Below are 17,842 nucleotides of genomic sequence, written 5' to 3' on the forward strand. Positions count from 1 at the left end.
GGCGCGCGCCGCGTTCAGTCAATCATTTCCGCGTCCGGCACGTCGAGCACGACGTCGGAGGTCGCGACGGCCACGCACGGCAGCGTATAGCCATCGGCCTTTTCCTCGCGGCTCAGCCCCGGCCATTCGATCGTGTAGCGTACGCTGCCGCTGACGATCCTGCACAGGCAGCTGCGGCACGTGCCGTTGCGGCACGAACGCGGCAGCCGGATGTTGGCGAACGCGGCGGCTTCGAGCAACGTCAGCGAATCGGGGGCGTCGAACGTCGCACCGAGCGGCTCGATGCGCACGAGAGGCGGGTGGTCGGGATCGGTCATGGGTCGAGGCGGGGGCGGCGAATCGGCGGCAAGGAATCGGGGGCAAGGAATCGGCGGCAAGCGATCGGCCGCAAGACAAGGCAAGACGAGCCAACGCGAAGCAAGGCAACGCGAAGCAAGCGCCAAGCATACCCGAAGCCGCATGCGGCCGGCGCCCGCGGGCAGCCGGTCCGCGACGTCAGTGCCGCCGCAGGTAGCGGTACACGGTATTACGTGCGAGCCCGAGCTCGCGCGCGGCGGCCGACACGTTGCCGCCGTGCCGCGCGAGCACCGCGTCGATTACCGCGGCCTGGTGGCTTTGCAGCGTCGTCGCTTCGCGCGTGTCGGCCGGTGCGGCTTGCGCTGCCGGCGCGTCGTCGCAATCGAGCCAGAAATCGTCGGGCAGATGCGCGAGCGTGATTTCGGCTTCGTCTTCGGCGAGCATGCCGGCCGTGCGCAGCACGTTGGTCATTTGCCGCAGGTTGCCGGGCCAGCGGTGCCGCATGAACGCGTCGAGCACGTCCGTCGACAGGCGGGTCGGCATCGGCTCGCTGCGCGCGAGCCGCGCGAGGATCCGCTCGACCAGCGCGGACAGGTCGGTGCGCGCGGCGAGCGGGGGAAGCGTGACCGCGAGCCCGTTGATCCGGTAGAACAGGTCTTCGCGGAACGTGCCTTCGGCGATCATCGCGCGCAGATCGCGGTGGGTCGCGCACACCACGCGCACGTCCACCGGCACCGCGCGTGCGCCGCCGAGCGGCATCACCGCGCGCTCCTGCAGCACGCGCATCAGCCTGACCTGCTGCGCGAGCGGCATGTCGCCGATTTCGTCGAGGAACAGCGTGCCGCCGTCGGCCTGCACGATCTTGCCCGGGCTGCCGCGCTTGCGCGCGCCGGTGAACGCGCCATCCTCGTAGCCGAACAATTCGGCCTCGATCAGCGAATCCGGCAGCGCCGCGCAGTTGACGGCGACGAACGGGCCGTCCGCGCGCGGGGAGGCCTGGTGCAGCGCCCGCGCGAGCCATTCCTTGCCGGTGCCGGTCTGGCCGAGGATCAGCAGCGGCAAGTCGCGTCCGCGGATCTTCGCGACGCGTTCGAGCACGGCGGCCATCCGCGCGTCGCCGGTGTCGAGCGTCGCGAACGTGATCGCGTCAGGGTCCGGCGCCCGCGTGCGCAACGCGGCAGGCGCGGGCGGCGTGACGGCGACGGTCGTCTTGTGCGTTTCCGCGAATTCGCAGCGTGCGAGCACGCGTACGCCGGTCGACAGCGTGAGCCGGAACGGCGCGCCGGGTGCGCGGGCCGCCTGCTGCGCGAGCTGGCCGAAATGCATCCCGAACAGCGCATCGCAGCCTTGATGCTGCAATGCATCGAAGGTCGCGCCGAGCTGGAATTGTGCGCTGCGGTTCGCGGCGATCAGTCCGCCGTCGGGGCCGAACGCGACGAGCCCGGCGAACAGCGAGTCGACGCAGTCCTCGTGCGCGTGAAAGCGCAGGCGCAGCGCTTCCGCGCACTGGTTCGCGAACAGGTGGTTCTCGATCAGCTGCGCGGACATGCGCACGAGCGCGAGCGTATGGGGGCTGAAGCCGCGCGGGTCGCCGCTCACGTCGAGCGTGCCGAGCGTCCGGCCGAACGAGTCGATGATCGGTGCGCACGAGCAGGTGAGGATATGGTTCGCGCGCAGGAAATGTTCGGCACCGTGCACGGCGACGGCCTGGCCGGAGGCGAGCGCGGTGCCGATCGCGTTGGTGCCGCGTGCGCCTTCGGCCCACGATACGCCGGTGCAGAGCGCGACGCGGTTCGCCTTCTCGATGAAGTCCGCGTCGCCGATGCTGTGCAGGATCACGCCGGCGGCGTCGGTGAGCAGCACGAGGCTTTGCGTATCGGCGATCTGCGCGTGGAGGTCCTCCATCACGGGGCGCGCGTGCGCGAACAGCGCGTGGTTCGTGTCGAGCAGTTCGCGCAGCGCGAGTCGCGACAGCGGCGAGAAATCGGGGCGCTCGTGTGCGCGCAGGCCGACCGCCGTCGAACGCGCATGCGCCTGCGCGAGCAGGTCGATGCGGCCCGCCGTCGCGGGCAGCACGAAAGATTGAGGCATGTGTTGTCTCCTGTCGGCCGCGTCGGCGCTTCAGCGCCGACTACGGCCCCATGCTTCGCGGTCGGCCCCGGTTGGCCCGTTGGCCCTGACTCCGGCACCCGACGCTTCGCGGCCGCACCACCTTGCCGCTCCGCACCGCATCACCGGCCACCCGGCCGCCGCGATGGCTATCGCGTCATCATACAAGCGCCGCGCGCGTTGCGCGACCGCGTATAAAAACCCCTTGCTTTTAAACGGCCGCCTGCAATGATGGAATTGGAACGCGCACGCGCCGTGTTCCGCATCGCAACATGCATGCGACGCGACATGCATCCGTTCGGGAGACGCATCATGGTTCGGACGGAACTGAGAGTCGTGCTGGCGGCCATCGCCACCTTCATCATGCTCGCCGGCATCGCCGTGGCGATCCACGGTCTGCTGTTCGACTTGATCACGGCAGTGCAATACGGAGCGGCCGCGATCGCGGTCGGCGCCACGACCGCCGCGATCGCGCTGAACGTGTGGCCGACCGATCCTCACTGACGCTGCTCCAAAAAACGGTGCCGAATGTCGCGCTGGTCTGATGAAAATGCGCGTCGGAACGACGCACCTCGCAAAATTTGCCTCCTGCGCGAAACCGTCTAAAGTGGAATGCAACCGGCATGCATTGTCCGCGCCATAACCCCGTGGATCGTGCCTCTGCCGGCGAGCCCGCGTACATTTTCGTCCGGCCGGTGGCGGACGACGGACGCGGTCATTTGCTTTCTACCGGACGAAAGGCGGCTCCCATGCAGATTCATTTCACGGATGAGAAACCCGAGTATTCGGGGCGCGACCTGATGCTTGGGTTTACGGCGCTGGTCAATGGCGAGCGCGTCCAATGTCAGATTACCGCCGAGGCGCTGGAGGACCATTTCGGTGCGGCATCGCCGCGCTTCGAGGACATGGTCGGTGCATACGACACGCACCGCGAGCGCATCGAGGCGGCCGCACGGCGGCTGTTGTCCGAGACGCGCGCGCAATGCGTGACGCTGCGCAGCGGCTACGTGCGCTTCTACGAGGCGAACTGGCGCTGAAACGGACGACCGGCAGCGACGGAGCGGGCGCCGAATACCGGCGCCCGTGTCATATCCGGACGGGCGTCGCAGCGAGCGGCGCGCATGCGCGCGGCGCTTCGCGGGTTCGAGCGCGTTCGTCATTGGCTTGCCCGATCTCGCTGGCTATCGTTCGAACGTGCCCGCACCGTGCAATCCGGTCAATCGATTCGGATCGCGTGACGATTCCGTCGAGCACGATCGCCGCATCGCGCGTGCGGTACCCGCAAACAAAAACGCCACCCGAAGGTGGCGTGTTTTCATCGGGCCGAGCGCGCCGAAGCGCGAGCGTCACTCGCTGCCGAGATAGAAGAAGCGGAACAGGAACACCGCCGCGATGACCCATACGATCGGTTTGACCGTGCGGGCCTGGCCCGTCAGCAGCTTCAGCCCGCCGTATGCGATGAAGCCGAACGCGACGCCGTTCGCGATCGAGTAGGTGAACGGCATCAGCAGCGCGGTCAACGCGGCCGGCACGGCTTCGGTCGCATCGTCCCACGGCACGTCGACCATCTCGCGCAGCATCAGGCACGACACGTACAGCAGCGCGGGCGCGGTCGCGTAGCCCGGCACGACGCCGGCAAGCGGCGCGATGAACAGGCACGCGAGGAACAGCACGGCGACCGTGATCGCCGTCACGCCGGTGCGGCCGCCGGCCTGCACGCCCGATGCGCTTTCGATATACGCGGTGGTCGACGACGTGCCGAGCACCGAGCCCGCGACGATCGCGGTGCTGTCGGCGAGCAGCGCCTTGTTCAGGCGGTTCATCTTGCCTTCGACGAGCAGGCCCGCGCGGTTCGCGACGCCCATCAGCGTGCCGGTCGCATCGAACAGCTCGACGAGGAAGAACACGAGGATCACGTTGATGACGCCGGTCGACAGCGCGGCGCCGATGTCGAGCTTGAACAGCGTCGCGTCGATCGACGGCGGTGCGGAGAACACGCCGTGGAACTGGTTGCCGCCGAAGAAGAACGACAGGACCGTGACGCCGATGATGCCGATCAGGATCGCGCCGCGCACGCGCAGGTGGTCGAGCGTGACGATCGTGAAGAAGCCGATGATCGCGAGGATCGTCGTGGGCTTGTGCAGGTCGCCGAGCGTGACGAGCGTGGCCGGGCTGCCGACGATCACGCCCGACGTCTTCAGCGAGATGATGCCGAGGAACAGGCCGATGCCGGCGGTGATCGAGATGCGCAGCGATTTCGGAATGCCGTTGACGATCGCTTCGCGCACGCGGAACAGCGTGACGAGCAGGAACAGGCAGCCGGAGATGAACACCGCGCCGAGCGCGGCCTGCCACGTGAAACCCATTCCCTTGACGACGGTGTACGCGAAATACGCGTTCAGGCCCATGCCGGGTGCGCACGCGATCGGGTAGTTCGCGTAGAGCCCCATGATGATCGATGCCAGTGCCGCGACGAGGCAGGTCGCGACGAACACGGATTCCTTCGGCATGCCGGCGTCGCCGAGGATCGCGGGGTTCACGAAGATGATGTAGGCCATCGTCAGGAACGTGGTGACGCCCGCGAGTATTTCGGTGCGGAAGTCGGTGCCGGCTTCAGCGAAGCCGAAATACCGCTTGATGGATTCCATGAAGGCGTTTCTCCGGTCAGGTTGTCGTGTTGCTTGTTGTTTGGGCCGAATTGTTATAAGGCCAGCGCGCGGCGGGGCTACTGTAACCAGCCACTAATGTCACGCTATCGGCGGATTGTAATAGCGCGGATAGCTCCGACGATATAGTCGCGGGGCGCGATCGGCGTGTTCGCGCGAACGGTCGGACCGGCCGGCCGCGCGACGACGGCGCGCATTTTACCGGTTCGGACGAAGCGGGCAGGAAGAAACGACGGAAGCGAGGATGGAAACGTTTCGATGACGCGCGGGCCATGCCGGCCGATGCGGGCGCAACGGCATCGCGCACGCCGCGGACGAAGCCGCCACGCGAAGACATGCGACTGAGCATCCGCATGCACGACGGATTCCAGGCTGGACGCCACGCGCACGCATGTGCGAACGCGCGCACAAGGCCGGTGCAGCTGCGCGGCGGCGTGCGGCGGACCTTCATCAGCCCGGGGCGATCCCAGATATCGGGCTATCCTGCTCCGAAGCCGTCCCGTCCGCAACCATCATTTTGCGATGCGGGGCCGACTGTGGTTTCTGTGTAAAAGAATGCAAGACGTCATCGCGTAAACCGGCAAGTGTTTCTACGATAGATACACCGCGCACACACGCCGGCCGGTTGTTGCCGACGCGGGGGAGTCGCAGTCCGTGCGGGCCATGCGGTGAAGTGCGGTGACGGTCGTGGCGCATGCGGGCAGGCGCGACCGATTGCGATTGCCCGATGCGGGTTCGTCCGTAATCACGGAGGTCAGCATGTTGAACTGGATCAGCCGTTGGGCAATGCGGCACGCCCCTACGCCGGAAAAAACCGCTGCATCGATGCTCGTGACGGCGCGCATGGAATTGTTCTCAGCCGAACAGCGCGTCATCGATGCCAAATTACAAGCGGATTACTGGCGCACACGTGTGTCATTTCTCGAGGAGGTGCAGAAGCAAGGCATCGACCCGTGGGTGACCTCGCAGGCGGCGCAACGCCCCGACCTCGATTCCACGCCTCGTAGCACGGGCCCGCGTCTCGCCGCCAGCACCTGATGCACATGATGCATGTGAAGGTTGCGCACGGCGCGCGATCGCTCGCGGCACGCATGCGCGTGCCGCGACTTTCGATGCGCACCCGCGACGCAGGGCGCCGCGGGTGCGTCTGTTTCCGGATGCGTTGATTCCGCGCGTTCCGGCTTCCCGGTGCGCGCGGGCTTCGCGCATCGTCAATCCCTTCTTCGCCATCGTCCGACGAGCAAACGTTTCACTTGCGCGAGCGTGCGCTTCAGTCGTTCGCCGCGCCGCACGTACGCCGTCGTGATCGACGCTTCGGCCGGCCGGTCGTCATCGGTGCCGAGCCAGATCCGATCGCCGCGCGCGATGCGCAGCACGTCGCCGGGTTGCACCCAGTAGTCGTCGACGCTCGGCGGACGCGTGATCCACAGCGGCGCGCCGTGCGCACGAATTTCCGCATCGCTCGGCGCGCGCCACGTGAGGGTCGTGCGCGGCGCGACCGCGAAACGGATCACGACGGTCGGTAACGTGATCGCGCCGGCGCGGCGCGAAGCGGGACGTTCGAACAACGGGCTTGCCTGGTCCATCGTCTTCTCCATTCGTTAGCCGGACGGATGACGCGCACCAGAACAAAAAGGCCTCATCCGTTTCCGGTGAGGCCTTGTGTGACATGCGGTACTGCTCGGATGCTAACGCACAAGCGCCTCCCGTGACTCATTCTTTCGAATGTTCACCGGGCAATGATTCGCGATGGCGATGAGCTTGAACGTAGGCATGCGAACGAGTTTGTCGATGTCGTACGGCGTTGTCAACGACTATTTTCGAGATACGTCGCGGATCACGCGTCGCGCTGCGCGAGGCCGTTCACGAGCAGTTCGGACAGCAGGCCCGTCATCCCGTCCGGATGCGTGGCGGCGCGAGCCTTCAGCTGTTCGACGAGTTCGGCGTTGAGCTTGCACGCGAACGGCACGAGGCCCTGTTCCTGGTCGAGCTTGCGCTGCGCGCGGCGATCGAGCTTCGCCGCGTCCTCTGCGCCCTTGCCGAAGCGCGCGGAGCTGGACTGCTTCAGCGCGTGCGTCAGCTTGAGCGCCTTGTTCTTTTCGAGATCGGTTTTCTTCATGGCCATCGCGGCACCTCCGGGAAATGAAGCCGCGATTGTACGCATTTCGGCGGGCGATGCCCGCCGGGGCCGCTACCAACCCGCCGGCGACATCGCTCAGGCAGCCGCTCATGCAGTTATCCAGGAGCCCCTTACGCACCCTTCGCCGTGCCCCAGTTGCCGCCGTGCGCGGCCGCCTGCGCGGCCGGCGAGCGCGCCAGATACGCGAGCGCCTGTTCGGTCGAGCCTTCGTGGTGCGGCGTATAGCCCGGCTTGAAATAGCGCAGCGCCGCGCCGATCACCTTCCAGAACGACGGCAGATGCCCGCGCCGCGATCCCTTCCACCAGGACAGCACGAAACCCGGATAGCGGCCGGCGGCGGGATCGCGCCGATACATGAACTTCGCGCCGCTCGTGATGAAGTAGAGCAGCAGCACGATCACGAACGCCATGTGCAGGCAGCGCTCGGCGTATCTGCCGCCCATGTGGTTGTAGATGTCGAACGCGACGGTCCGGTGCTCGACTTCCTCCGCGCCGTGCCAGCGCAGCAGGTCGACCATCGTCGGGTCCGCACGGCCTTCGTCGAGCCCGTGCGCGTTGAGCACCCAGTTGCCGAGATAGCCGAAGAAATGCTCGAGCGACGCGATCACCGCGAGCTGCTGCCGCAGCCAGAAGCGCGTGTGGCCGATCTTCAGCCCGAACGGCGCTTCGCCGAGCACGCGCGTGAACAGCCAGTTGAGCTTCCGCGTGAACGGCTTGGTGTCGATTCCGTGCCGGTCGTAGTAGTGCTTGAGCACGCCGCCGTGCGAGCGCGAATGCACGGCTTCCTGGCGCAGGAAGCCCTCGGCCTCGTCGCGCAGGCGCGCATCGGTGATGTGCGGCAGCGCCTTGTTGTACACGCGGCAGAACCACAGCTCGCCTTCCGGGAACAGCAGGTTCAGCGTGTTGATGATGTGCGTGCTGCCCGGGTCGTTCGGCACCCAGGTGATCGGCGTGTCGCTGAAGTCGAACTTCACGTGCCGGGCCTTGATCTTGTGATAGTCGGCGGTATCGGTCATCTGTGTCTCCGTTCCTGTGCGGCGGCCTGTGCCGTCAATGCGATGCCATGCTGATGCGGGCGAGCATCCGGCCGAGCCACGGCATGAAGCGGCCGACGAAGCGCAGCGCATGCGCCTCCGTGCCCACCGCGACGACCGGCCGGTTGCGCAGCACGCCGTCGACCATCGCCCGCGCGACGGTTTCCGGCTTCAGGCCGCGCATCTGGTACAGCTTCGTCGCGCGTTTGCGCAGCCGTGCCTCGTCCTGGGCGTTGGCGCCCGCGTATTGCGTCGACGCCATGATCCCGGTCTCCGCGAAGCCCGGGCATACGGCCGTCACGCCGATGCCTTGCTCCGCCAGTTCCGCGCGCATGCATTCGCTGAGCATCAGCACGGCGGCCTTGGTCGTCGCGTACGCGGGCAGGTCGCGCGACGGCCCGAACGCGGCGGCCGACGCGGTGTTGACGATGTGGCCGCCGGTGCCGCGCGCGGCCATCTGCTGCGCGAACAGCCGCGAGCCGTGGATCACGCCCCACAGGTTCACGTGCAGGATGCGCTCCCAATGCCGCGCGCTCGTGTCGAGGATGCCGCCGGCCATGCCGATGCCCGCGTTGTTGATCACGATGTCCGCGCCGCCGAGCGCGCTGCCGACCCACGCGGCGAGCGCTTCCATCTCGTCGGCGGAGCCGACGTCCACGCGTTTCGCATGCGCTTGCGCGCCGGTCAGCCCGAGCAGCAGCGCGGTGCGCTCCGCGCTCGCGAGATCGATGTCGCACGCGACGACGGTTGCGCCTTCGCGCGCGAACGCGAGCGCCGCGCAGCGGCCGATGCCGCTGCCCGCGCCGGTGACGACCGCGACCTTGCCGCTGAAGCGGCCGCTGGTCGCGCGGCGGCGTGCATTCGCGAGCGCGGGCGGTTCGTCGCCCGACTCGACTGCATCGATCAGCTGCTCGGCGAGGCTCGCGAAGCGCGCGGGATCGGCGAGCGGCAGCCAGTGGCCCGCCGCGACTTCACGGCGGTAGTACTGCGGCACCCAGCGCGACAGGTTCTCGGACAGCGCCGGGCTCACGTACTTGTCGCCGAGCGGCACGATCGTCTGCACCGGCGCATGCGCGTAGCGCTCGCGCGGCGCGAACAGGCAGCGGATGAAGTTCGCGCGATAGAGACGCACACCGCGCGCGCCGTCGTCGGCCTGCGTCGCGCGCGGTGTGGCCGGCGTCTTCTCGATCCGGCGCAGCAGGCGCGGCCATGCGCGGCCGAGCCACAGCCGCCAGCCGAGTTCGGGGATGAACGGCAGGTGGAACAGGTACACGTACCACGAGCGCACGAGCTGACCGCCGAGTTTGCCGAGCGACGCGGGCGTCGGGCGCAGCACGCGTTCGCGCAGCCAGAAGCCGACGTGATCGAGGCACGGCCCCGAGCATGACGTGTACGACGCGATGCGGCCGGCAAGCCGCGGATCCGTGACGAATTCCCAGCCCTGGATCGAGCCCCAGTCATGGGCGATCAGGTGCACCGCGCGGCCGGGGCAGAGCGTATCGATCACCGCGATGAAATCGTCGGTCAGCTTCGCGAGGTGATAGTCGGCCGTGCGCTTCGGCACGCCGGACAGGCCCGCGCCGCGCACGTCGTACGCGATCACGTAGTGCTTGCGCGCGAGCAGCGGCGCGACCTGCTGCCACACGCTGCTGTCGTCCGGGTAGCCGTGCACGAGCACGACCGGCGAGCGGGCCGGGTCGCCCCAGGTGCGGACCGCGAGCGTCAGGTCGCCGGAGGCGACGGCCGTCTCGCTGTGAACCGATTCGAACAGGGCCAGCGGCGCTTCGTCGGATAGAGGCTGCATCGTGAGTCCGTCGTTCAGGGATTCGGGTGGAGGGCGTGTGGAATGCGTCAGGCGGCGGCCGGCGCGTTCGCCGCGGCCGGCGTGCATTCGGCCTGGCGGCGCTGCCAGCGGCGCACGTGCGGCAGGTCGTCGTCGAGCCAGTACGCGTCATCGTCGGTGATCACCAGCAGTTCCTCGAATTTGGCGCCGACGCCGGCGAAGCCGAGATGCGGCTCGACGGCCCACAGGCCGGGCACCGGCGCGTGCTCGGAGCGGCGGTCGATCGACCACAGCGGCGACCAGCCCTGCTGCTTCGCCGCGCGGCCCTGGTCGAGCAGCAGGTTGCGCGTCGCGTTCAGCCCGAAGCGCGCGACGAAGCGCGGCTTCGACAGCTTGTGGATCTTCGCGACGCGATGTGCGAGCACCTTGAACGGATACGCCTTGTGGCGCGGTTCGACGCCCTGGCGGCGGCACAGCGCGTCGACTGCCTGCGCGACCTCGGCCATCGAGCGGCGCTCCTTCACGAGCCGCACGATCAGGTCGCGGTGGTCCATCAGGTCGTCCTGCAACTGTTCGAGGATCGGGTTGTGACCGAGGCAGTGCGCGTAGCCGACGTCCGCCACGATGCCGTCGAGCACGGGCGCGACGTCGAGGATCACGGGCATGTCGGCTTCGAGCTGGCGGTTGCTCGGGAAGAACGCGAGGTTGAAGCCAGCCATGTGTTTGAGGCCGGAGAAGCCTTCGAACGCGGTGCGATCGCCGAACCACGCGAACGGCTTGTGCAGCCAGTCGTGCACGCCGTTGTCCTGCAGCCATTCGGTCAGGAGGCGCGCGGCTTCCTTCTCGGTGATGCCGGGGTAGAGCATTGCGCCGACGGTTTCGACGCAGCGGTACGCCAGCTGCTGCACCGCGCGGAATTGCGGCAGCTCGTCGAGGTGGACTTCCGGCAACGGGTGGTGGGCGGTCATGAGGCGTCTCCATATGTCGGCCCGCGCTTGCGTCTCGGTGCGACGCGGGTCCTGTGCAAGGCTCGGGTGCCGATCCAGAATCCCATCCGCCGGTAATCCTTTGGGCAGATTATTCAGTCAGCATTTAATGTGCCATTGAGTGATGTAATCATCATAGCCGGTTCGACGCCGTGCGCCAGCCCCCGGAGGTGAGGGCTTCTCCTAATGAAGGGTCGAAATGGAGGGGAAGCTCTAGTTTCCGGGGCGCGGGGCCGGATGGCCGTCGTTGCGCACGCGTCTCGAGCGAGGAGAGCCGGCCCGGCAGCGGCCCGCGAAGGTCCGGCGCGGGCCCGGGATGTCGCGCCGAATCAACTCCCCGTCGCGTCGCGGCGCGACGCTGTCAAATTGCCGAAATATTTTCGTCACATCATTCGTCCCCGATTCGAAGCCGTTGCGGCCTCGCGGGACGGGTGTGCCGCGCGTCGCGCGGGGCAGCGCCCAAGCCGATTCGACATTTCAACGGAGAGAGACCATGCAACGCCGCCAGTTCATGAACACCCTTGCCGCGGCGACCGCTGCGACGCCGCTGATGCTCAAGGCCGGCATCGCCGGCGCGAAGAGCGCGACCGCGCCGGACGCGCTGGACCCGGGCCGCTGGTCGTCGTTCAACGCCGCGCGCCTGCAGGCGGTGCTCGACCAGCATGGCGTCGCGAGCGCGCGCTACAACCCGAAGCGCCGCCCGTATGCGGTGTTCGACTGGGACAACACGTGCATCATGAACGACTGCGAAGAGGCGTTGCTGATGTACCAGATCAACCATCTGCAGTACAAGCTGACGCCGGACGAGTTCGTCGCCGTGATGTGGAAGGACGTGCCGAAGGGCGCGTTCATGAAGGACTACACGACCGTCGACGGCAAGCCGGTGACGATGGAGGACCTCGCCGCCGACGTCGAATCCGACTACCGCTGGCTGCATGCGAACTACAAGGGCTTCGCCGGCGACAAGAGCCTCGACGAGATTCGCGAGACCGACCAGTTCAAGGATTTTCGCGCGAAGCTGTACTTCATGTACGACGCGATCTGCGACACGCATCCGCTCGAAGTCGGCTACAAGTGGATCATCTACTTCTACAAGAACATGACGACCGCCGAGCTGCAGGCGATGGCGGAAGCGTCGAACAACTACGGGATCGGCGACGCGCTGCGCAAGGTCCGCTACGAAAGCCCGAAGGCGCTGCCGGGCAAGGCCGGCGTGGTGGCCGATACGCATTTCCACGGCATCCGCATTCACGAGGAAATCCGCGCGGTGATGCATACGCTGCGTGCGAACGGCATCGACGTGTACGTGAGCACCGCGTCGCTCGACGATGTCGTGCGCGTATTCGCAGGCAATCCGAACTATGGCTACGGCGTGCCGCCCGAGAACGTGATCGGCCTGCGGCTCGACATGCAGGACGGCAAGTACACGAGCACCTATCCGGCCGGCTGGCATTTCAACTGGGGGCCCGGCAAGACGGTGGGCATCCGCAACGTCCTCGCGTCGCAGAAGGGCTACGGCCCGCTGCTGGTGTTCGGCGACAGCGACGGCGACGCATGGATGCTGCGCGATTTCAAGGACACGGCGGCCGGCGTGATCGTCAACCGGATGAAGAAGGGCGAGATCGGCGCGGACAGCAAGCTCGCGGCCGAACAGATCGGCAACCCGGACGCGCGCTTCCTGCTGCAGGGTCGCGACGAGCACACGGGCCTGATGATCCCGGACGAGAAGTCGATCAAGTACGGCAAGGCCGAGCGCAAGCTGCTGGCCTGACGCGGGCCGGGCGACGGGCGACGGCACCCGGCCGCCGCGGCCCCGCGCCCATCGGCCTCGGCCTCGGCCGGCGCCCCGTGCGGGCCGCCACGCGCGCGTCTCAATGCTCGCGCGGCGCCCCCAACCGTTCCAGCAACGCGCCCAGCAGATCGACCGGCAGCGGAAACACGATCGTCGAATTCTTGTCCGCCGCGATCGTCGTCAGCGTCTGCAGGTAGCGCAGCTGCATCGCCTGCGGCTGCTGCGCGAGCCGCTGCGCGGCCTGCAGCAGCTTCTCCGACGCCTGCAGCTCGCCTTCCGCGTGTATCACCTTCGCGCGCCGCTCGCGTTCGGCTTCGGCCTGCCGCGCGATCGCGCGGATCATCGTCTCGTTCAGGTCGACGTGCTTGATCTCGACGGTCGATACCTTGATCCCCCATGCATCGGTCTGCGCGTCGAGCGTCTTCTGGATATCGGCGTTCAATTGCTCGCGCTCGGCCAGCAGCGCGTCGAGTTCGTGCTTGCCGAGCACCGCGCGCAGCGTCGTCTGCGCGAGCTGGCTGGTCGCCTCGACGTAGCGCGCGACCTGGATCACGGCCTTCTCCGGATCGACGACGCGGAAATACACGACCGCATTGACCTTCACCGACACGTTGTCGCGCGTGATCACGTCCTGCGACGGCACGTCGAACACGACGGTGCGCAGGTCGATCCGCACGACCTGCTGCACGATCGGGATGATCAGCACGAGCCCCGGCCCCTTCACCTTCCAGAACCGGCCGAGCATGAACACGACGCCGCGCTCGTATTCGCGGAAGATGCGGATCGCCGACGCGGCGAGCACCACGACGAAAACGATCAGGACCCCGCTGAAACCGAACGTGTAACCGATCATGAAGTTTCTCCTTGGTGGGGTTCGAGCGGCCGCGCGTCGTACAGCGGCGCGACGGTGAGCGTCAGTCCGTGCCGGCCGGTCACCCGCACGCGGCAGCCGGCGGCGAGCGGCTCGCTGCTCGCGACGCGCCAGCGTTCGCCGTGCACCAGCGCCCAGCCGGCCGCCGACGGCGCGGGGCCGGCGGAGCCGTGCGGCTGGTCCGGATGCAGGCCGTCGTCGAGCACTTCGCCGACACTGCCGAGCATCGCCTCGGCGCCCGTCACGACCGGCCGCCGCCGCGCGCGCAGCGCGACGCCCGACACGACGGCGACGAGCAGCCCGCCGCCGACCGCAAGGCCCGCGATCACCGGCCACGGAATGCCGTAGCCGGGCACGTCGGTGTCGATCAGCATCAGCGCGCCGATCGTGAACGACACGATTCCGCCGAAACCGAGCACGCCGAAGGTCGGCAGGAACGCCTCGGCGACGAGGCAGCCGAGCCCGAGCAGCACGAGCCCGAGGCCCGCATAGCTGATCGGCAGCAACTGCATCGCGAACAGCCCGACCAGCAGGCAGATCGTGCCGGCCACGCCCGGCAGCACGAAGCCCGGGTTCGCGAATTCGAAGAACAGCCCGTAGATGCCGATCGTCAGCAGGATCAGCGCGACGTTGGGATCCGCGATGATCGACAGGAAGCGGCTGCGCCAGTCGGGCATGAGCACGACGAGCGGCGCGTGCGCGGTCGCGAGGCGCAGCGTGCCGGCGGTCGTCGTCACGCTGCGGCCGTCGAGCTGGCGCGCGAGATCGGCCGGATCCTGCGCGATCACATCGACGACATGCTGCGCCCGCGCCTCGTTCGCCGACAGGCTCACGGCTTCGCGCACCGCGCGCTCGGCCCAGTCGGCATTGCGGCCGCGCAACTGCGCGAGGCCGCGGATGTATGCGGCGGCGTCCTGAGTCGCCTTGCGGATTTCGGTCGATTGCGTGTCGTTCGGCAACTCGGCGGGTGTCGAGGGCGCGCCGGATGCGCCCGATGCACCGGCAGCGCCCGAGGTCCCGGCAGGCGAAGGCTTCGGCGTCCCCGGTGTACCCGGCGTCCCGCCGATCCCGAACTGCACCGGCGAAGCCGCACCGAGGTTGGTGCCGGGCGCCATCGCGGCGACGTGGCTCGCATAGACGATATAGGTGCCCGCACTCGCCGCCCGCGCGCCGCCGGGCGCGACGAACGCCGCCACGGGCACCGGCGAGCCGAGGATCGCCTTGATGATCTGCCGCATCGACGTGTCGAGGCCGCCGGGTGTATCGAGCTGCAGGATGGCGAGGGGCGCGTGCTCGTGGGCCGCGCGGTCGAGCGAGCGCACGATGAAGTCGGCGCTGGCCGGCCCGATCGCGCCGTTGACCGGAATCACGACCACCGGCGGCGCGGCGGCGGGCGCGGCGGGGCCCGGAGCGGCAACCGCCGCGCATACGACGAGCAGCGCCGCGAACAGCGCGGCGCGGGCGACCCGCGCGGAAAGCGGGTGACGGGGACGGCCGCCGGGCGAGACAGACGCTGGCGGCGGCCCATGACGGTGAATGCGCATCGGGGCGTCCGGGCGGCGCGCGGGCGCGCGCCGTCCGGCCCGCGGAAAGGGCGTTGGCCCGATATTTGAAGATTAGGCGGTTTCGGCGGAAAGCGCGAAGGCGGGGCAGGAACGGCTGCGCTCAGCCGCCGGCGCCGCCGCCCCGTGCCAGCGCTTCTTCCCGGTACTCGGCCGGGCTGCGCCCGCTCCATTTGCGAAACGCGCGGTAGAACGCGCTCGGTTCGGCGAAGCCGGCGGCGGCCGCGACGTCGGCGATCGTGCGCGACGGATCGGCCAGCGCCTCGAACGCGAGGTCGCGCCGCAGCGTGTCCTTGATCGACTGATACGCATGGCCTTCCTGGTGCAGCTTGCGGCGCAGCGTCGCCTCGGCCACGTGCAGCCGCGCGGCCATTCCGCCGGCGCCGGGCCACGAGGCGGGCGGCATCCCGCGCAGCACCGTGCGTACGCGCTGCGCGAGCGCGTTCGGGTTGCGGTACTTGACGATGAAGCTGGCCGGCGCGTTGCGCAGGAACGTCTTCAGCGTCTTCGCGGTCTGCACGACCGGCAGCGTCGCGAATTCGGGATCGAAGTCGACATACGAATCGGGCTGGTTGAAACGCATGTCGTCGCACAGCATCGACGGATATTCGTGATCGGCCGGCGGCGTGTCGCAGCGGAAGCTCGCATGCAGCACCGGAATGCGCCGCCCGATCAGCCAGCACGTGAGTCCGTACACGATGATGAAATAGGTCGCGTACGTGAACATCGCGGGCGCTGCCGCGCTGTTGCGGTGCACGAAGCGCAGCCGCACGCGCTGCGGATTGGCGTCGAGCTCCGCGTGCAGGTCGTCCAGCACGCAGTGCATGAAATTCACCGCACGCGCCATCGCATGGAGCCCGTCCTGCGCGGACAGCGCGGCCTGGCTCATCGCGATGAAGCTGCCGCTGCGCATCGGATGGCGATCCTGGCCGAAAAACTCGTCGTCGAGCGCGCGTGCGATCGCATTCCACAACGCGCCGTATTGCTGCGCGGACACGCGCGCACGCGGCTGCTCGAGCAGCGCCGGCGCGATGCCGGCCTGCGCGAGCAGCGGCTCGGCCGCGACGCCGCGCCGGGTGGCGAGCGCGACGCTGTAAGCGACGAGACTGATCGCGACGGTTCCCTTGTCTTCCTGCTTCATCGAAGCCGCCGGTATGGCAAAAACGCTCAGTGTAAATGAGCGGCGCGAGCATCGAACAGTCGTGCATGCTTGCCTACACTTGTTGCATCGAAACGAAAGGTCGGTCGCGGCAGCGGCCGCGGGAGACAGCAGCGCCATGGACGAGCTTTACACCGAAGACCAGCGGATGATCCGCGACGCCGCACGCGCATTTGCCACCGAGGTGCTGGCACCGAACGCCGCGCAGTGGGATCACGACGCGCACCTGCCCGACGCGGTCGTCGCGCAGCTCGGCGAACTCGGCCTGCTCGGGATGATCGTGCCGCAGGAGCTGGGCGGCGCGTATACGGATTACGTCGCCTACGCGCTGGCGATGGAAGAGATCGCTGCCGGCGACGCCGCCTGCGCGACGATGATGAGCGTGCACAACTCGGTCGGCTGCGGGCCGATCCTCGGCTTCGGCACGCCCGCGCAGAAGGATCGCTGGCTGGCCGAGATGGCGGCGGGCCGCGTGATCGGCGCGTTCTGCCTGACCGAGCCGCAGGCCGGCTCCGAGGCGCACAACCTGCGCACGCGGGCGGAGCTGCGCGACGGCAAGTGGGTGCTCAACGGCGCGAAGCAGTTCGTGACCAACGGCCAGCGTGCCGGCGTCGCGATCGTTTTTGCCATGACCGACCCGGAAGCCGGCAAGCGCGGCATTTCCGCGTTCCTGGTGCCGACCGACACGCCGGGCTTCATCGTCGGCAAGCCCGAGAAGAAGATGGGCATCCGCGCGTCCGACACGTGCCCGATCACGTTCGAGAACTGCGCGATTCCGGAAGAAAACCTGCTCGGCAATCGCGGCGAAGGGCTGAAGATCGCACTGTCGAACCTCGAAGGCGGGCGCATCGGCATCGCCGCGCAGGCGCTCGGCATCGCGCGCGCCGCGTTCGACAAGGCGCGCCGCTATGCGGGCGAGCGCGTGCAGTTCGGCAAGCCGATCGCCGAGCACCAGGCGATCCAGCAGAAGCTCGCCGACATGGCCACGCAGATCAACGCGGCGCGCCTGCTCGTGCATCACGCGGCGAAGCTGCGCACGGCCGGGCTGCCGTGCCTGTCGGAAGCGTCGCAGGCGAAGCTGTTCGCATCCGAGATGGCCGAGCGCGTGTGTTCGGACGCGATCCAGATCCACGGCGGCTACGGCTACCTCGCCGATTACGAAGTCGAGCGACATTATCGCGATGCGCGCATCACGCAGATTTACGAAGGCACCAGCGAAGTGCAGCGGATGGTGATCGCGCGACAGCAGTGAGTCGCGGTGCGCGCCATCCGGAACCACGCAAATCAACAAACCGGCAAGCGAAGCCGGCGACCGAAGCAGGCAAACGAAGCAGGCAAACGAAGCAGGCACGAGGGCAGCGCGGCAAACGCGGCACGCAACGACGTGACCGTGCGCCGCGGCAACACGGAACCGGGCATGCGCTGCAGCACATGCGCCGGTTG

Annotated in this window: 16 protein-coding genes; 5 read left to right on the top strand and 11 right to left on the bottom strand. The window is 68.1% G+C overall.

Annotated elements, in window-relative coordinates; all coding sequences use genetic code 11:
* Nucleotides 1-14: 14 nt before the first annotated feature.
* Both C7H84_RS00915 and C7H84_RS00920 read right to left on the bottom strand, forming a co-directional pair.
* Nucleotides 15-317, bottom strand: coding sequence for a 2Fe-2S iron-sulfur cluster-binding protein (locus C7H84_RS00915; RefSeq protein WP_121856975.1), 303 nt, complete (start codon nt 315-317; stop codon nt 15-17).
* A gap of 178 nt (nt 318-495) precedes the next feature.
* A complete protein-coding gene (locus C7H84_RS00920) occupies nt 496-2,388 on the bottom strand; it encodes a sigma-54-dependent Fis family transcriptional regulator (RefSeq protein WP_121856976.1) in 1,893 nt (630 codons plus the stop codon).
* Nucleotides 2,389-2,718: 330 nt separating this feature from the next.
* Between C7H84_RS00920 and C7H84_RS00925 the strand changes: the two genes are divergently transcribed.
* Both C7H84_RS00925 and C7H84_RS00930 read left to right on the top strand, forming a co-directional pair.
* A complete protein-coding gene (locus tag C7H84_RS00925) occupies nt 2,719-2,910 on the top strand; it encodes a DUF2964 family protein (RefSeq protein ID WP_121857866.1) in 192 nt (63 codons plus the stop codon).
* A 245-nt stretch (nt 2,911-3,155) separates the two neighbouring features.
* Nucleotides 3,156-3,443, top strand: a complete 288-nt coding sequence (locus tag C7H84_RS00930; RefSeq protein ID WP_121856977.1) for a DUF1488 domain-containing protein — start codon at nt 3,156-3,158, stop codon at nt 3,441-3,443.
* Nucleotides 3,444-3,752: 309 nt separating this feature from the next.
* On the opposite strand, the gene C7H84_RS00940 is transcribed toward C7H84_RS00930, so the two are convergent.
* Complete coding sequence (locus tag C7H84_RS00940; RefSeq protein WP_121856979.1) at nt 3,753-5,054, bottom strand: NCS2 family permease; 1,302 nt, start codon at nt 5,052-5,054, stop codon at nt 3,753-3,755.
* Between the two features lie 777 nt (nt 5,055-5,831).
* Between C7H84_RS00940 and C7H84_RS00950 the strand changes: the two genes are divergently transcribed.
* Nucleotides 5,832-6,110, top strand: coding sequence for a hypothetical protein (locus tag C7H84_RS00950; RefSeq protein WP_121857867.1), 279 nt, complete (start codon nt 5,832-5,834; stop codon nt 6,108-6,110).
* 173 nt (nt 6,111-6,283) lie between these two features.
* Here C7H84_RS00950 and C7H84_RS00955 read toward each other — a convergent pair whose 3' ends face one another.
* From C7H84_RS00955 to C7H84_RS00975, 5 genes are all read right to left on the bottom strand, one after another.
* Nucleotides 6,284-6,658, bottom strand: coding sequence for a DUF2917 domain-containing protein (locus C7H84_RS00955; protein WP_121856981.1), 375 nt, complete (start codon nt 6,656-6,658; stop codon nt 6,284-6,286).
* A 251-nt stretch (nt 6,659-6,909) separates the two neighbouring features.
* On the bottom strand, nt 6,910-7,197 hold the full coding sequence (locus C7H84_RS00960; protein WP_121856982.1) for a hypothetical protein: 288 nt from the start codon (nt 7,195-7,197) through the stop codon (nt 6,910-6,912).
* A gap of 125 nt (nt 7,198-7,322) precedes the next feature.
* A complete protein-coding gene (locus tag C7H84_RS00965; protein WP_121856983.1) occupies nt 7,323-8,228 on the bottom strand; it encodes a metal-dependent hydrolase in 906 nt (301 codons plus the stop codon).
* Nucleotides 8,229-8,262: 34 nt separating this feature from the next.
* Nucleotides 8,263-10,050 (bottom strand): SDR family oxidoreductase, encoded by a 1,788-nt coding sequence (locus C7H84_RS00970; RefSeq protein ID WP_121857868.1) that lies wholly within the window; start codon nt 10,048-10,050, stop codon nt 8,263-8,265.
* A 47-nt stretch (nt 10,051-10,097) separates the two neighbouring features.
* Nucleotides 10,098-10,997, bottom strand: coding sequence for a M24 family metallopeptidase (locus C7H84_RS00975; protein WP_121856984.1), 900 nt, complete (start codon nt 10,995-10,997; stop codon nt 10,098-10,100).
* A gap of 511 nt (nt 10,998-11,508) precedes the next feature.
* Between C7H84_RS00975 and C7H84_RS00980 the strand changes: the two genes are divergently transcribed.
* Entirely contained in the window at nt 11,509-12,786 is a 1,278-nt protein-coding gene (locus tag C7H84_RS00980; RefSeq protein WP_121856985.1) for a haloacid dehalogenase-like hydrolase, read from the top strand.
* A 100-nt stretch (nt 12,787-12,886) separates the two neighbouring features.
* Here the strand turns inward: C7H84_RS00980 and C7H84_RS00985 are convergent, their stop codons facing one another.
* From C7H84_RS00985 to C7H84_RS00995, 3 genes are all read right to left on the bottom strand, one after another.
* The gene (locus C7H84_RS00985) at nt 12,887-13,660 is read right to left on the bottom strand and encodes a slipin family protein (RefSeq protein ID WP_121856986.1); all 774 of its coding nucleotides are present in this window, start codon (nt 13,658-13,660) and stop codon (nt 12,887-12,889) included.
* Nucleotides 13,657-15,222 carry a nodulation protein NfeD gene (locus tag C7H84_RS00990; protein ID WP_121856987.1) on the bottom strand — a complete coding sequence of 522 codons (1,566 nt, stop codon included), beginning with the start codon at nt 15,220-15,222 and terminating at the stop codon, nt 13,657-13,659. Before C7H84_RS00990 ends, C7H84_RS00985 begins: the two co-directional genes overlap by 4 nt.
* 121 nt (nt 15,223-15,343) lie before the next feature.
* Entirely contained in the window at nt 15,344-16,381 is a 1,038-nt protein-coding gene (locus C7H84_RS00995) for an AraC family transcriptional regulator (protein WP_121856988.1), read from the bottom strand.
* A 136-nt stretch (nt 16,382-16,517) separates the two neighbouring features.
* Here C7H84_RS00995 and C7H84_RS01000 point away from each other — a divergent pair, with 136 nt between their 5' ends.
* Complete coding sequence (locus tag C7H84_RS01000) at nt 16,518-17,651, top strand: acyl-CoA dehydrogenase family protein (protein WP_121856989.1); 1,134 nt, start codon at nt 16,518-16,520, stop codon at nt 17,649-17,651.
* Nucleotides 17,652-17,842: the final 191 nt, after the last annotated feature.

The sequence above is a fragment of the Burkholderia sp. Nafp2/4-1b genome, assembly GCF_003635165.1.
In the GTDB taxonomy this organism is placed as follows: Bacteria; Pseudomonadota; Gammaproteobacteria; order Burkholderiales; family Burkholderiaceae; genus Burkholderia.